We start from the raw sequence: 15,735 nt of genomic DNA on the forward strand, positions 1-15,735 counted from the left end.
GTCAAAGAGGCCCCAAAGCCAACATGGCTCACAGGACCTCTTATTGCTGCGTTCCCATTAATCTCTGGGATAATTAACTTGCATAATATCCATAAACGGAACTTTTTCGATACCTTCGTTTTTACTGATGTGTACTTTTCCAGTCCGCGAGTCCATTTCTACAATCGTTCCGCGCACCTGTTCTTCTTTTCCCCATACGGTCAATAAAATCTCAGAACCTTCTTGCTTGGCTTCAACTAATTGATTACCTAGCTCCTCAAGTACAAATTCATCTCTTGTGGGCCGCTTGGCCACTTTTGCTTTTGCCACTCTACTCCTCCAATAAGCGATTACAGGTATTAAGTATACAAGCATAAACGCCTTCGGCGTCCTTATAAGGACGCAAAGCGTATATGCGAGAAATATAAGAACATATAGATGCAAAGCGTATACTTTCTTATATTTTAAAATACTAAGTATGAATGCTCTCGTTTATTATAACATGTTTCAGTTTAAGGCTCGAACCCCTTCTGGCTCAAGAAAAGCTCATCTTCATTAAAAACACTCCGGAGTCCATCGTACACCCTACGATATGCCGCTGGATCATACCAATCTTCTAGCTGCAACTCTTCATAAAGGGAATAAATACCTAATCTCCGTGTACGTTTGCCCCCACTGCCATCTCCCATAAAATAATCGTCGATACAGACTCTATCCACCAATTCCCTTAGAATCTCTGGAAAGGACGAGCTGCTTGGCAATACCGGAGCGATTGTAGCCTGAACAGGAATGCCTGCTTCACGCAGTAATTGCAGTGTCTTTAATCTTGCAGAAATGGGCGGAGCATTGGGTGTGAATTTTTGGCGAATATCTTCACGGTCCGTCTCTACTGTCATGCTCACGCGAACCTTACCTTCTAAGCGTAATAGTAAATCCATATCTCTGCGTACGAGCGGACTACGCGTCTGCACGAACAGAAAATCAGGCGGGTTCTCTAACATAACCTCCAGCAAAGCTCTTGTTACCTGCTCCTTGAGCTCAATCGGTTGGTACGGATCTGTACTTGACGACATAAAGATGGAGACCGGTCCCTTAGACTTAGCTTTCTGGAGTTCTTTGCGTAAAATAGCTGCTGCTTCTTGTTTGACATCTACCCATGTTCCCCATTCCTCTTTGCGAAATAGCGAAACGGGCATTTGACGCACATAACAAAAGGAACAAGCATAAGTGCAGCCGGTATATGGATTTAAGGAATGACTGTAACCGTTCAGATAACCCGTCCCTTTATTTAGTAAGGTCTTTGGGGTTTTGTACTGGATCTCATGGTTCATAATTCTTGAGCAAGCTTTCCACTCTCTAAATTAAGCAGCCTCGTCTTCATCTCTAATCCCCCACGGTAACCAGTTAATGTTCCATTCTTGCCAATTACTCGGTGACAAGGAACCGTAATTAGTATTGGATTCGCACCAATAGCCGTCCCTACCGCGCGTACTGCAGCTGGCTTTTGAATATATGTGGCGATGTCCGAATAAGACCACGTTTGTCCATATGGAATTTCACAAAGTGCTTTCCACACTGTAAGTTGAAATGGAGTCCCATGGTAGTCGAAAGGAATACTAAACATCTGCCGTTTCCCTTGCAAATATTCGATCAGTTCCTGTACATATGACGCCATTTTCTCATCGTCCTGCACCAGTTCATTTCCAGGAAAACGACGCGTAACCCACTCACTCATTTCTTCGAATGGCTTCTGCTGCGACCCCACATAACTTAATCCTTTCTCCGATGCTACGATATAGAAACTCCATTCCTTATAAGCTAGCAATGTCCAGTATATGATCGCATTTGTTCTACTCTCCATGTTTTTGTTCCTCCAAAAATAATTCAGAATGATTCGTTAATTCTAATTTGTTAAGCTGACGATACTGCGTTGGGGTGTGCCCCATTTTTTTCTTAAATAAGGTAATAAAATACGAAGTATTTGGCAGACCCACGTGTAATCCAATGTCAGCTACTGCCCGCTCCGTGGTAACCAAATATTCAGATGCCTTATCGATTCTCTTTTGTTGTATATAATCCACTGGAGTGATTCCCAAAACTTTCTTAAAGGTTCGATGTAAATGATAGGGACTGCCATGACACACTTCAGCCAACGTTTCAAGAGTAAGAGGTTCCTGATAATGTTTGTCGATATATTCAGTTATTACAGCCACCCATTCCTTATCAGGCAGTCGCTCACCCGTCGGTTTGCATCTTTTACAGGAACGAAATCCAGATTCTAGCGCTTCTTCTGCATTTTGAAAGATACGTGCATTCTCTCGATTAGGTGCTTTGGACTTACAGGAAGGTCGGCAAAAGATTCCCGTAGTCTTCACAGCATAGAAGAATTTATCATTATAGGCTGCATCATTTTGCAAAATAGCTTGCCATTGCTCCTCGGTCATCTTTTCCACTTCTCCACTCCTATCCATACGCTTCACCTCTAAACCAAGTATACCCCGCTTCAGGGTCATCTGTACTCATTCTAGAATGTAAAAGCAAGATAGTGAAATACAAGAATGGTGAGATTGCTCGTAATTACACTTTGTTTATCGAATCCGCACTTCCTTTGTCAACCGTGCAGGGAGCCGCTTCTAAATAACGAATTACTCATAACATGACTACCTGAACTGGAGGAATCAAAATGGAAATTCTGAAAACAAAGGATGCCGCAGAGCTGCTGTCTGTTAGCCAAACAACGATCAAACGTTGGGCTGCTATGTTCCCTGATTTTTTTCCAAAGGACCGATTTGGCCACTATACATTCTCAGAGCAGCAAATCAGCTTGCTTAGTCATATTAAAGATCGCATTAATCACGGAGAACCACTGGAAAGCATGCAATTAACTGTATCGAACGAAAATCAGATGTCCACGTCACCGCAAGATCCACTTCATCCCACAGACGCTGAGCCTATGCAAGATATATTGTCCCGGATTCATTATATTGAACGTACACTCGATCAAAAAGCCGACGAAGTAGTCATGATACAGTTGCTTCAGCAGCGTGAGGAGCTTGAGGATCTGCGCATAATGATCAAACAATTAGCGGCATCCCTAGAACCAATGCAAGTTACAAAAGGCAACGCCTTCACGTCTAATGAAGCTTCCCATCCCGTTACAACTACAAGGTTACCCTCTCCACCAAGGAAGCGTGGTTTATTACGCTCATTCTTTTTCCTGTAAGCCTGAAACGCAAAAGAACCTACTTCTAACCATCGTTGAAGTAGGTTCTTTTAAAATATTGTAGGAGACGGATGACCAAGTCAGGGCTTGATGTTTAGGAAATCCCCTACTCTTTATGCAATAAAGTTGCGCCTGCGATCCCCGGATGCGTCATTTCGTAAGGGTCCAGAATCAGATTCAGCTCTTCTTCGGATAGCACATTATACTTAAGGCACAATTCCCGTACAGACTCTCCTGTCAAAATCGCCTCACGAGCAATACGAGAAACCACTTCGTAGCCCAAATGTGGGTTAACCGCGGTAATGATTCCGACACTCCGTTCCACATCCCGCTCTAGCTTCTCTTTATTGGCTTCAATACCAGCCAGACAGAAGTCTGTGAAGACTTGGAAGGAGTTGTTCATGATGCTGATGGACTGAATGAGATTGAACACTAGCACAGGCTCCATAACATTTAGCTCCAGTTGACCTGCTTGGGAAGCCAGACAGATCGTATGGTCATTCCCTATCACTTGAAAAGCCACCTGATTGATAACCTCAGCCATAACTGGGTTTACTTTTCCTGGCATGATAGAAGATCCAGGTTGGCGAGCTGGCAGTGAAATCTCATTAAATCCAGTCCGTGGGCCGGAGGCCATAAGCCGCAGATCATTGGCGATCTTAGACATGTTCATCATGCATACTTTTAGGGAAGCAGACACTTCTGTATATGCATCTGTATTTTGCGTAGCATCCACAAGATGATCTGCAGTAACTAATGGCAATCCACTTATTTCAGCCAAATGCTCTACAACCACTTCGATATATCGAGGGTCAGCATTTAATCCAGTTCCTACAGCAGTTGCACCCATATTTACTTCATACAAATGATGGCGTGTATGTTCAATACGTTTGATATCTCTCTCAAGTACTCTGCGATAAGCCTCGAACTCTTGGCCCAGACGAATCGGCACTGCATCTTGCAGATGCGTGCGTCCCATTTTTATAACCGGATCGAATTCCTTGGCTTTATCTGCAAACACGCCATGCATTCTTCGCATAGTCACAAGCAGTTGTTCCAAAAGAGAAAGCGTGGCAATATGAATGGCCGTCGGGAATGCATCATTTGTAGACTGCGCCATATTCACATGAGAGTTGGGACTCAAATGGCGATAGTCTCCCTTCTCATGACCAAGCAGTTCTAATGCTCGGTTAGCAATGACTTCATTGGCATTCATATTTAACGAGGTACCTGCACCACCCTGTATAGGGTCTACAATAAATTGTTCGTGCCATTGACCTTCGATGATCTCATCCGCTGCTTTAACAACAACTTCTCCAAGCCCACGATAGAGCCTGCCAATTTCCATATTTGCAAGCGCAGCGGCTTTCTTTACGATCCCCATCGCTTTGATTAACTCATTGTGCACTCTATAACCCGTAATTGGAAAATTCTCTACTGCGCGTAATGTCTGAATCCCATAGTATGCGTCCTTATCTACTTGTTTGCTACCTAGAAAATCATTCTCTACACGAAATTCAGTTCCTGTCACAGTAAATCCCTCGCATTCATTGAGTTAGGTTTGATTGGATTTAAGAAAGCGCATTCATTCATTTGTCTCACTTAGATATTAACCTTTATTGTGATAAATGTCTCTCAATAATTTAGGGATTAATGTAATTAATTACTAATAACATCGCGAAAGCCTTGCCCTTAAAGGAAAGCTGTTTTTTATTAGGATTAAATTTCCAGATGAAGCGGCAGTGTAGTATACGCAATAATTAGATTCTATTGCACTTCATTCAATCAAATCAGGTGTAATAACAAATTCTGTTGCAGTAAATGCATTAGAATGTCATCGGACCTTTTGGTACACGGAACTCTATTGGGAAATGGGATATTAACGGATCTTATCGCATATTTACATATAAAAAAAGCCGACCTTAAGGTCGACTCCATCCTAACTTTACTCACAACTATGGTTAGGTCCCACTAAACCGTATAGTTCTCCAAAGAAATCTTTACACCATTCAGCAAAGCTCGCGGTAGCTCTGACTCACCCTCCATACTCAAATGCAATCTATCGCCATTACTGGTGGTATAATGAGCCGCCAATCCGTCTCCCATCTCAAACTGGGGTTCATTATGGGCCATAGCTATTACGAATGCATCCAGTCCGATTATGCCACGCTCAGCAGATTCCTTGACACCGATCGCCTCAACGATCACTCCTCCCGGCATCCCTTGAGCGGATACCTCAATATATCCCAGACGTTCCTGCAGATGATATGAATGAGATAAATAAATTGCGAAATAGGTATCTGCAACCTGACCGAACAATGCATTCTGGTCTTGCATCCACTCACCATGGGGGAGAACACCGATGATCGTATTCTTTTCACCCTGAGGAATGGGGAATAAAGAAATAATGACATTCTTGTGATAGAGGACCTCCATATAACGACTCTGGTGTCGAGGGTCTCCTTCATTGTAACCTTGACCTGGGTGGAAGAAATACAGCTGGTTGGCTCCTCCCTCTCCATTCACAGGCAGGGAAAAAGCCCAACGAAGCTGCTCATTATCGAATTCCTCTACTCGCTCCCACATCCCACCTGCTGCAAAATCCTCTGTAATATAGGCATAGGAATGAAGCAGTGGTTGAGCGTTCGGATCTGCTGGGACTACCTTCTGTGTAATCTTGGTAGCTTCCACTGGCGTCTGGCGATTCATTGCTGCTGTTAATACTTCATCCGGTGCTTTATAGAATAGCAATCCAGCATATTCTGTGCGTGGCATCGCCTCAGGTAACTGGAAATCTCCGAATTGAACATAATCATGAAGCACATTAGCGTCACCTGGTACATCATGTGGCCAACCTCTAGAATGTGCACCCACCCAAGCTCCACGTAAATAAAACTCTGCTCTTACATTCCAAAGATGGTCAAGCATGTCTTTAAGAGTAGTTATTAAATCCGTATCCTCTGCTGGGACAAGCTCCAAAGCGCAGGTAAACGCTTGTATCCAATGCCAGAACCATGGGAGACTGCCGTATTCTGGCATTCCCTTAGAACGGATGTATGTCAATGTATCCTTCAGGCTTTGCCGACCATCCTCAACTAGCACATCATCTGCAAACATAGTACCAAAAATCAGCTTTGCTGCTGTATATTTCGCTTCATGATGTCCAAAGGTTACTACCGGCTTACGGAAGAAATTACTCCGATAAATATGTCCAAATGCTGTATTCAGGACAATGCGAAGTTGAGCGTTTAGTGCTCCACCATATCTTTTGCAAAAGTAAACAAGCAAGCTACCCATAATTTCCACAGGCAACACATGCGGCGAAGCTTCACGTGGAACCGGATTCAATCCAAGCGGCCAGTGCCCGTATAGTTCCGTGCCAGGTTGACGATTCTGTAGCATTAATGTCTCAAGCAGCACATCCTGTGCCTTCTGCTTCGCTTCTTCACGGTCAAAAGGCAACGACAAAGAATCATCTACTGCAGCTGCAAAAAGATACGAGGCATAATAAAAGTTATTTCGCACATCATCGTGGAACCAGAGTCCACTCTCAAGCAGAGGTCGTCTCTGCGCTTCCAGCGCTATACTTATAATGATTTCTTGTTGACGGTCCTGATAAGTACTCTGAATACCCTTCGACTCCAGCATTCAAGTTCAACCTCCCACATCTCAATTTTCAATAGTATGATAACAATCCTATAAATGAGAACTAAGCATTTCAGCTCTATTGTGCACATTTTTTGTTCATTTGGCAATTGTTAAAAACTAATAATAAACTAAAGTGAACGACAAATTAAAAACAAACACTTGTAATATGAACATAAATGGAGTAAATTATACCCATACGAACGAAAATATGCTTGTGAAGGAGATTGAATATTCCATGGAAAGACGTTTCGCATCCCATCCTAATGAAGTTAAGCAGTTTGACACTGAGCGCCTCCGTAAGGAATTCCACATTCCTGTCATTTTTGCACCAGATGAGCTGAAGCTTGTACTTACCCATGAAGATCGCATGATCGTTGGTGGCGCTAATCCTGTTAAGGAAGAAGTTGTACTTACAACTGACCTTAAAGAACTTGGGGTTACTTACTTCTTGGAACGCCGTGAGCTGGGGATCATCAATGTTGGCGGTAAAGGTTCGGTTGTTGTTGATGGTACAGAATATGAAGTAGATTTCAAAGAATGTCTATATGTCGGTCAAGGTTCTAAAGATGTTATCTTCAAAAGTGCAGACGCTTCCAAGCCCGCCAAATTCTATTTGAATTCTGCGCCTGCTCACCAGTCCTATCCAACTACCAAAACCACTCTGGCTGAATCCGAATCCGGTGCGATGGGCGGTTTGGAGAACTCCAACGAGCGTACAATTCACCGCTTCATTCATACAAATGGCGTACAAAGTGCTCAGCTAGTTATGGGAATGACTCAACTGAAGCCAGGTAGCATGTGGAATACGATGCCAGCTCATACACATCCACGCCGGATGGAAGCCTATTTCTATTTCGATCTTCCGGACGATTCCGTTGTATTCCACTTAATGGGAGAGCCTAATGAAACTCGCCATATCGTAATGCAAAACGAACAAGCGGTTATTTCTCCAAGCTGGTCCATCCACAGTGGTGTTGGTACTCATAACTATACTTTTATCTGGAGTATGGCTGGCGATAATAAAAGATATGATGATATGGACCCCGTATCCATGAAAGAACTACAATAGAGATAAATCAATTACGGAAAGATGAGGCAAGCGGATGAACCCGATACGACGACACGAGATGATTATGGAAGTTATGCTGAACCAAAAAGATGTAACGGTGAATGAGCTGAGCGATAAGCTACAGGTCACAGGAAAAACAATTCGTGAGGATTTAAGCAAGCTGGAGGAGCAAGGACTGATCGTGCGAGTACATGGCGGAGCCGTGCTAGCACAAAGCGACCAGTTTGGTATTTTGCCCTCAAAGGATCCTCTGGATAAGTATTCCGACGAGAAAACGGAGATCGCCTTGCGCGCACTTAACCATATTGAGCGGGACGATATCATAGCACTTGACGGTGGAAGTACTACGCTTGAAATTGCTCGACGCCTGGACAATATGCCTCTAACGGTTGTCACCAATGATGTATACATCATCAGCGAACTGGTTCCCAAGGATAATATTCGTCTTGTTGTTCCCGGGGGTTACCGTGTCCGCAATATGTTGGCCGGTCCTGAAGCCGTCTCCTATGTGCAACAACTTAATATTCAAAAAGCATTTCTGTCCTCGACAGCTGTTCATATTGAAAATGGACTCTCCATTTATACAGGAGATTTAATTGAGTTCAAGCAAGCCCTTGTATCTACAGCCCGTAAGGTGTTCGCGGTTGTGGATCATCATAAATTCGGCCAAACTGCACTGCGTACGTTCGCTTCTCTGCAAGAGGTTGATGTTATTCTAACAGATAAAGGACTCTCTCCAGATACAGCTGATCAATTCCGTAGAGCAGGAGTGACTATTGAATGCGAGTAATCCAGAATATGAATCTACCTAATAAAGGGGCGTAATTTATATGTCATCATCATTATTCAGCTTGGCAGGTAAAACAGCACTCGTAACCGGTGCAGCACAAGGTCTTGGACAAGGCATTGCCCTTGCGTTCGCAGAAGCAGGTGCGGATATCGCATCCGTATCTCTTAATACAAGTGAAGAGACTGTAAACGCTGCAAAAGCTTTTGGCGTAAAAGCGGTTAGCATCGAATCTGACTTAAGTGATCATAGCAACCTGCAAAACACATTTGACCAAGCACTTGCACTGACCGGTCATGTCGACATTCTCGTGAACTGTGCAGGGATGATCCGCCGTACTCCGGCAAAAGACCATAGTGAAAAAGACTGGTTCGATGTTATTAACCTAAACTTGAACACAGTGTTCCTTCTGTCTCAGATCGCTGGTCGCCACTTCCTGGAAAGAGGATCCGGCAAAATCATTAATATCGCCTCCATGCTCTCCTATCAAGGTGGAATCAATGTCCCTGGTTACACCGCAAGTAAGCACGGGGTTGCAGGTCTTACTAAAGCTTTTGCCAATGAATGGGCAGGCTCCGGTCTGAACATCAATGCGATTGCACCAGGCTACATGGCTACTGAAAATACCGCTCCGATCCGTGCCGATCAAAATCGTTCAGACGCTATCCTAGATCGTATCCCTGCAGCACGTTGGGGAACACCAGAAGATCTTAAGGGTCCTGCTGTATTCTTGGCTTCCGCAGCTTCCGACTATCTGAATGGTCATATTCTTAATGTTGACGGCGGATGGTTGGCTAGATAAACAACCTAAAATATTTAACCCGCTGCCTTCAAGCAGCGGGTTTTTTAATAGATTTATCTAATTAACTGCCGAATGGGATCTAAGTCATACTCACTAATTATTTTATACGTATTAAGTTTGTTTTTAGTTTTATCAGGATTATATATAGCAATAGAATTATTATCATAAAGATTTATTAAATATGATTTCCCATTGCCTATCCTTATAATTATCCAGTATGCTTCCTCAAACTTATTTATTCTGGATTTTCTTATTTTGATCTCGGAAAAACTACTTATTAGTTCATCAATTACTTTTTTATCTTTCACAATAACATCTTGATAATCGGGTGATTTACTAATTCGAATTTCGGTTATCTCTTTTTTATCAATATGATCAAATAAAACATTTTCAACTGAAGTCTTCATTCTTGGTATATAAATGATTGCAATAATTGCGATTACTAAGACTATGCTCAATGCAAGAATAAATTTGTATCTCTTATTCATATAGTCCTCCACGGATTAGTTCACTGAATCTCTGTCTCCATAAATTCTCCCGGATGTGCCCGAATATAATCACCAATCAACCTGTGACTATCTGCAGCAATGTTCTGAAAACGTTCAAATAAATCATTTATCTCACTCAACAACTCAGGGTCACGATCGAGGTCCGTGATGGCAGCATCAACCCACTGTACTCCAAGTCTATTGTTTCTTTCTTCGAGAAATGCCTTTGTTTCCTGAAGCAAAAGTATCATTGGATCATCGCCAAAAAATCGAATACCTCCCATCACCCCTGTCCAATACCCCGGTAGGTCTTGCAAGAAGGAGATCCAAGCATAATACTCCCCTTCGGAATTACGGCTGTGATCATACATCACCCTGAACATGCAAAGTGCTTTCTGTCCATCTGTGAGCTTTGAGATCACCTCGGATTTGATCGATGGAGATTTTCCGCGAATCTGCTGAAAGGTAGGCTCCATACAGGCCCATCCTAGTCTTTCATCACTTAAAGTGTCCAAGTCTTTCTGCTTCATGGCTACTAAATTCATTTAACTCCTCCTTTGATTAACATCCAAAAATATACATATCATTTTTGCTGTTGTCAATGAGCCCCTCTAACACTTACGGTAATTCGAAAGTTTTTATGATAGGCTTTAGGCAGAAGAAATCATCACAAAGGAGCTTTCCTATGTATAATGAGATACTTATCATATTTGATGAGGCAGGCAACCGAATAGGTACGGCCCCACGTGAAGAGGTACATCAGTTAGGACATTGGCATGAGACTTTCCACTGCTGGTTTATAAGCAAAGATCAGGAAATACCCTATATCTATTTACAGCTTCGCAGTGAACAGAAACAAGATTATGCGGGATTACTGGACATCACGGCCGCCGGACATTTGCTAGCACACGAAACTGTAGAAGGTGGAATACGCGAGGTTCAAGAAGAACTGGGACTGGAGCTAACTTTTGACGAGCTGATCCCGCTAGGAACAATTCCTTATAGTATGAGAAATGATAACCTTATCGATAATGAGCGTGCACATGTTTTTGTTTATTACAATCCCTATTCTCTAGAAGATTTTCAGTTGCAAAAAGAAGAGGTCGCCGGTATTGTCAAAACCAAGTTCTCTGATTTCCGGAGATTTTGGCAGGGAGAAATACATAGTCTACAAATCAACGGTTTTCGAATCGATCCGCACGGACATAGAATTACCATTCAGCAGGATGTAGACATGACCCATTTTGTACCCCATGATGTGGGTTATTATACTCGTATTATCGAGGGTATCGAAGCTATATTTCTAAAATCACCAGTAGTAACGGAGGACAAATGATTATTGATCAACGAACATTTACCGTGAAAGGAATCCAATACACCATTAGATCTGCAATCACTACGGATGCTATGGCATTGTCCAAATTAAGAGTACAAATCGATGGCGAGACCGAGAATTTAGACAGAGAACCAGGTGAGGCTTTTATAGACGAAAAAGGGTTTCAGCAGCTTATCCAATCTGATTCAGAGAAACCAAGAAACTTATTTCTAGTCGCGGTAGTTGATGATCAAATCGTTGGGTTCTCTAGATGCGAAGGCCATTCATTAACAAGATTCGCTCATAAAGTCGAGTTCGGAGTATGTGTGCTACAGGATTATTGGGGATATGGAATTGGAAAGAATCTTTTAGCAGAATCTATTGCTTGGGCCGACTCCACTGGTATCCAAAAGATCACTTTGAGTGTCCTAGAAACGAACGACAAAGCTATTAGACTTTATCAGAAGCTCGGCTTTGAGATCGAAGGCACATTAAAGAACGATAAGATCCTTTGGGACGGGAAATTCTATAACACCATTATGATGGGACGATTCGCGGATTGATTCTAAAAAGGCAGAACCTGAATCCCTCAGGTCCTGCCTTCTTTTATACTAACGATTTGCGCTTCAACATTGCGAGATCATTTACTGCTAGATTCAATACAGCTGGAGCAGCAGTACCTGAGCTCATATCTGTGTATTCTTCTCCATCTAATTTGACCGCTTGCGGACTGCCGCTGAAGTTTTGCACAAAAATATAATCGCTCTCTCCATCCGTCCGAAGCTGCGCCGTCACGCCTGTTGGAAGCTCACTATCAAGCGCACGGGTAATTCCCGCCTTAGAAGTGATTGCAGCATACAATTCAACGTAGAAAGAGGCGTCTTTCACACGAGTAGCGAGATGGTACGCATTTCCTTCACCGAAACGATTTACCGTAAGAGCTGGACGACCGGCATAGAAATCACTGCGATAATTGTCCAATGCTTCCGCACCATCCAGATGAATCAGCTCAGCAATTTCATGCGCATCATAATCTCCACTAAGATTAAGTGAATTGCCTGCCTGCATAACAACACCATTCAAATCACGGCTATGCAGCCCCTCTGTCTCCTCTGCCCAAATCCCGAGCGTTCTACGCAGTGGTCCTGGGAATCCGCCCAAATGGCATAAATCCGTTTCGTTAACGACACCAGACCAATAGGTTGCTAGGAAAGTTCCGCCCTGCTCAACAAACTTCTCGATACGCTTTCCATTCTCTTCGCTGATCAGATATAACATAGGTGCGATCACCAGCTTGTAAGCGGACAGATCATCCCCGGATCCGATCATATCAACTGGAATGCCCAGCTCCCAAAGTGCACGATAATGCTGTAGTACAGTCTCCTCATAACGCAATCCGGAATTACGAATGCCTTGCGCATCCTTGATCGCCCAACGGTTATCCCAATCGAAAATAATCGCTGTTTTTACTGGAGTTGATGTACCTACTACTTCTGTCATTCCCGCCAGTGTCTTACCTACCTCAGTTACATCTTTAAACACACGAGTCTCGGAGTGGCCGCTATGGTCAACAACTGCACCGTGGAACTTCTCACTAGAGCCCCGGCTTTTACGCCATTGGAAATACTGAACGGAATCCGAACCATGTGCTACCGCTTGAAGCGAAGACAGCTTGTGCATGCCAGGACGCTTCAGCTTACTAACCGATTGCCAGTTCGTAAGAGATGGCGTGCTTTCTATGAGCAGGAACGGTTTCTTTTTAAAAGACCGCATTAAATCGTAGTGCATCGCTGTCCATGCCGCCAGTCTAGCATCGTCACCATCTTCGGTATAATGCCATTCTGGATAAGCGTCCCATGAGACAACATCCAGAATTTTGGCCAGTTCGCGGTAATCAATGCCATCGATCATATGCATATTCGTTGTAATAGGCAGTGCAGGATTGTAAGGACGAACAACATTGATCTCATGCTGACAGAAGTCAAGCGTCCGTTCGCTGACAAACCGCCGCCAGTCGAGGTTCAAGCCGTGTACTTGTGTCTCTCCATGTGGAGCCGGGGATTCAATCTGTGTCCATGAAGTGTAGGTATGACTCCAAAAAGTAGCCCACCAAGCATGATTCACCTCATACAAACTGTTATTGTATTTGACCTTTAACCAATCTCTAAAAGCATTCTGACAAAGATCACAGTGACATTCGCCACCGAACTCATTCGAAATATGCCAACCTATAACCGCAGGATGCTGGCTATAACGTTCTGCTAGCTTCGCATTTAAGATCGCTGTCTTCTCTATTTCACCTGTCTACTGTATGGGGAGCATATCAGTTCCTTTTCGTTTAAAAAAACTGTACTGTTGCGATCCCTCTACTCCTTACTTCAGTTCAGCTACGCTAACAGCGACCTGTTCAATTTGATTGCTGCTCAGGGAACCGTCAGGGGAGCTAATCGTCACCGTCCGGTCGTCCAATTGGAAACCCAGCAACGGCGTTTTGGAAGGCGTATACCACTTCGCGCTAACGCCGTTGGACAGCTTAACCTCCTTGGATTTATAGCCATCAGAATAATCCCGTGGCGACACATTCACGGTCATTTGCTTAAAGATCAGATTGACTCCATCGCCCGTAGCTGCCGCTTTAACGTAGCTGTCGTGTTTGGCCATTTGCTGTGGAGCATAGGCCGTCTCAAAAGATTCAAACTTGGCGTATGCCTCTTTGATGGCTTTGATCTGTGCTTCACTGTAATTGATGGTTGTCCATTTATCTGCGGGGTTATCGCTGTCCTGTTCCGTCTCCAGCCGAATTTGCTGGCTAGCGGCATCGAACCCTACATTGATACCAGCCAGGTTGGAGATGGCCCGCACCGGCAAATACGTCGTATTCTGATAGGTGATCGGCACCAGCTTTTTGCCGTTACTGTCTGTTAAGGATTGATCTGCTCCGTTTACGACAAAGGTAATGCCGTGATTCAGATATGCATTGATCTTCTCCAGCTTGCTTCCGGCATACACGCCGACAGCTCCCGATAAAGTCATTCCCAATACGATGGCGGTCAAAAGTGTTTTTTTCACAACGAATCTCTCCTTTTTTCTGAACAATATCATTTTTTGAAATCCACAATATGCGTGACGATTAGCTTCTCTTTATCGTCCACGGTAATACCCAGCCTATTGCCAGAAGGGTTCCAGCTCAGCGGGTATACCGGGTAATACGATAACCCTAGCGGCGATACCTTGCCGGAGACTGTATCAAAGATATAGATCCCATTCATGCCGCCCTTATCCTCGGTATAGACCGCGAAGGCCAGCTTGGAGGAATCGGGGGACCAGGATTGATGGGACAGCAAATCGCCCTTACCGATTAGCAAGCCTTGTACATGACCACCCGTATCGTAGATGAGCAGGCGCGAGTCTTCCTGCCCGCCGCTCCTTGAGGTGGAGACAGCAATCCGCTGACTGTCAGGGGACAGACTCAAGGTGGAGACATCCTTTGCAAGCAAGGTTGGCCGGGATTGTGTGGGGGTGAAGCTCTTCATGCGGCTCTTGGCATCGGTGTAATAAATCTTCCCGTTGCCCGTAGCAAATTCGGTGAAGCTCTCAACATCAGGATCCTGCAGTTCGATCTTCTTTCGGGTACCGTCCACGGATATGTTCCATATCTCGCCCCGGTCCTTCATCGAGCCGGCGGCAAGAACATAGGAGTCATTATTGAGCCAGCCGCCCCTTTCCATATAATTGTCGACCGCGACCTCATGCCGCTCCCCTGTAGCCATTTTTTTGATCTCATTCACGGCCTTATATTTGTCCTTCCAGGTCTGAATGAAGCTGTATTTCCCATCTGGCGATAGAAAAGATTTGATGACTTCTCTCTGATCCGCTCCTGTCTGTTCCTTGATACTCAGCCGCTCACCAGTCTCCAGATCAAATCGGAACCTATGGTAGATATATTGCGCTTCCTTCGTCGCGGTGGCCTGTTTCTCCACCGTGGTGACTTGGATCTCCAGTTCATGGTCTGAGAGCCATTTCTCGATATTTGCGCCATTAATCAGGTGTATGCGCTGCACGGCAATTCCCTGCTCAGCAGGCGGTTTGCTCTCTTTGACTACTGTCAGTTCACGTTTTCCACCTCCTGCCCCTGAGCGGGGTTGGCCAGTTGTATCCGGCGTGCTGCGTACTTGTGCTGTTCTGCCCTTCTGCTCTGCGTTACAGCCGAATAAGATGCACGCAGACAGCAAGGTCATAGCAATCAGACCGGCGATGTATTTCCCTTTGTTCATCAGGGACCTCCTGCTCAAAAAAATTATTGTGACCCGGGCCGCTTGATCCAGTTGTTGTCTCCTTTCGATCCAACCCGATGTAAAGCTCCCCCATGGCCTTTAGTATAGAGAGACAATATTGCATAAACATATCCGGCTTGTAACGAACTT

Annotated in this window: 16 protein-coding genes and 1 pseudogene; 6 read left to right on the forward strand and 11 right to left on the reverse strand. The window is 44.2% G+C overall.

The window, feature by feature from the left end:
* Window positions 1–57 precede the first annotated feature (57 nt).
* From MHH52_RS17000 to MHH52_RS17015, 4 genes are all read right to left on the reverse strand, one after another.
* Entirely contained in the window at window positions 58–309 is a 252-nt protein-coding gene (locus tag MHH52_RS17000) for a YolD-like family protein (RefSeq protein WP_042189285.1), read from the reverse strand.
* 182 nt (window positions 310–491) lie between these two features.
* A complete protein-coding gene (locus tag MHH52_RS17005; protein WP_340003728.1) occupies window positions 492–1,310 on the reverse strand; it encodes a radical SAM protein in 819 nt (272 codons plus the stop codon).
* The gene (locus tag MHH52_RS17010; protein ID WP_340003729.1) at window positions 1,307–1,840 is read right to left on the reverse strand and encodes a methylated-DNA--[protein]-cysteine S-methyltransferase; all 534 of its coding nucleotides are present in this window, start codon (window positions 1,838–1,840) and stop codon (window positions 1,307–1,309) included. Before MHH52_RS17010 ends, MHH52_RS17005 begins: the two co-directional genes overlap by 4 nt.
* The gene (locus tag MHH52_RS17015; protein WP_340009707.1) at window positions 1,830–2,423 is read right to left on the reverse strand and encodes a bifunctional transcriptional activator/DNA repair enzyme AdaA; all 594 of its coding nucleotides are present in this window, start codon (window positions 2,421–2,423) and stop codon (window positions 1,830–1,832) included. Before MHH52_RS17015 ends, MHH52_RS17010 begins: the two co-directional genes overlap by 11 nt.
* Before the next feature lie 239 nt (window positions 2,424–2,662).
* Here MHH52_RS17015 and MHH52_RS17020 point away from each other — a divergent pair, with 239 nt between their 5' ends.
* Window positions 2,663–3,202, forward strand: coding sequence for a MerR family transcriptional regulator (locus MHH52_RS17020; RefSeq protein ID WP_313641430.1), 540 nt, complete (start codon window positions 2,663–2,665; stop codon window positions 3,200–3,202).
* Between the two features lie 106 nt (window positions 3,203–3,308).
* On the opposite strand, the gene aspA is transcribed toward MHH52_RS17020, so the two are convergent.
* Together aspA and MHH52_RS17030 are read right to left on the reverse strand one after the other, a co-directional pair.
* Window positions 3,309–4,733 carry an aspartate ammonia-lyase gene (gene aspA, locus MHH52_RS17025; protein WP_340003730.1) on the reverse strand — a complete coding sequence of 475 codons (1,425 nt, stop codon included), beginning with the start codon at window positions 4,731–4,733 and terminating at the stop codon, window positions 3,309–3,311.
* 440 nt (window positions 4,734–5,173) lie between these two features.
* Complete coding sequence (locus tag MHH52_RS17030; protein ID WP_340003731.1) at window positions 5,174–6,850, reverse strand: hypothetical protein; 1,677 nt, start codon at window positions 6,848–6,850, stop codon at window positions 5,174–5,176.
* A gap of 235 nt (window positions 6,851–7,085) precedes the next feature.
* Between MHH52_RS17030 and kduI the strand changes: the two genes are divergently transcribed.
* The 3 genes from kduI to kduD are packed head-to-tail and all read left to right on the forward strand — an operon-like array spanning window position 7,086 to window position 9,508.
* Entirely contained in the window at window positions 7,086–7,919 is an 834-nt protein-coding gene (gene kduI, locus MHH52_RS17035; protein ID WP_313641427.1) for a 5-dehydro-4-deoxy-D-glucuronate isomerase, read from the forward strand.
* Between the two features lie 34 nt (window positions 7,920–7,953).
* Entirely contained in the window at window positions 7,954–8,709 is a 756-nt protein-coding gene (locus MHH52_RS17040) for a DeoR/GlpR family DNA-binding transcription regulator (RefSeq protein ID WP_340003732.1), read from the forward strand.
* A gap of 40 nt (window positions 8,710–8,749) precedes the next feature.
* A complete protein-coding gene (kduD, locus tag MHH52_RS17045; protein WP_340003733.1) occupies window positions 8,750–9,508 on the forward strand; it encodes a 2-dehydro-3-deoxy-D-gluconate 5-dehydrogenase KduD in 759 nt (252 codons plus the stop codon).
* A 53-nt stretch (window positions 9,509–9,561) separates the two neighbouring features.
* Here the strand turns inward: kduD and MHH52_RS17050 are convergent, their stop codons facing one another.
* Both MHH52_RS17050 and MHH52_RS17055 read right to left on the reverse strand, forming a co-directional pair.
* Window positions 9,562–9,996, reverse strand: coding sequence for a hypothetical protein (locus tag MHH52_RS17050; protein ID WP_340003734.1), 435 nt, complete (start codon window positions 9,994–9,996; stop codon window positions 9,562–9,564).
* Between the two features lie 20 nt (window positions 9,997–10,016).
* Entirely contained in the window at window positions 10,017–10,541 is a 525-nt protein-coding gene (locus MHH52_RS17055; protein ID WP_340003735.1) for a hypothetical protein, read from the reverse strand.
* 140 nt (window positions 10,542–10,681) lie between these two features.
* On the opposite strand from MHH52_RS17055, the gene MHH52_RS17060 reads away from it, so the two are divergent.
* Complete coding sequence (locus MHH52_RS17060) at window positions 10,682–11,332, forward strand: NUDIX domain-containing protein (RefSeq protein WP_340003736.1); 651 nt, start codon at window positions 10,682–10,684, stop codon at window positions 11,330–11,332.
* Window positions 11,329–11,874: a GNAT family N-acetyltransferase gene (locus MHH52_RS17065; protein WP_340003737.1), complete on the forward strand. Its 546-nt coding sequence runs from the start codon at window positions 11,329–11,331 to the stop codon at window positions 11,872–11,874. The genes MHH52_RS17060 and MHH52_RS17065 overlap by 4 nt, the downstream gene beginning before the upstream one ends.
* 43 nt (window positions 11,875–11,917) lie before the next feature.
* Here the strand turns inward: MHH52_RS17065 and MHH52_RS17070 are convergent.
* The 3 genes and pseudogenes from MHH52_RS17070 to MHH52_RS17080 form a co-directional block, all read right to left on the reverse strand.
* Window positions 11,918–13,603 (reverse strand): annotated as a pseudogene (locus MHH52_RS17070) (beta-galactosidase); the annotation flags it as partial.
* 81 nt (window positions 13,604–13,684) lie between these two features.
* Window positions 13,685–14,380 carry a hypothetical protein gene (locus tag MHH52_RS17075; protein WP_340003738.1) on the reverse strand — a complete coding sequence of 232 codons (696 nt, stop codon included), beginning with the start codon at window positions 14,378–14,380 and terminating at the stop codon, window positions 13,685–13,687.
* Between the two features lie 29 nt (window positions 14,381–14,409).
* Window positions 14,410–15,585, reverse strand: a complete 1,176-nt coding sequence (locus MHH52_RS17080; protein ID WP_340003739.1) for a hypothetical protein — start codon at window positions 15,583–15,585, stop codon at window positions 14,410–14,412.
* Window positions 15,586–15,735: the final 150 nt, after the last annotated feature.

Source organism: Paenibacillus sp. FSL K6-0276, assembly GCF_037977235.1.
Classification (GTDB): Bacteria; Bacillota; Bacilli; order Paenibacillales; family Paenibacillaceae; genus Paenibacillus_AQ.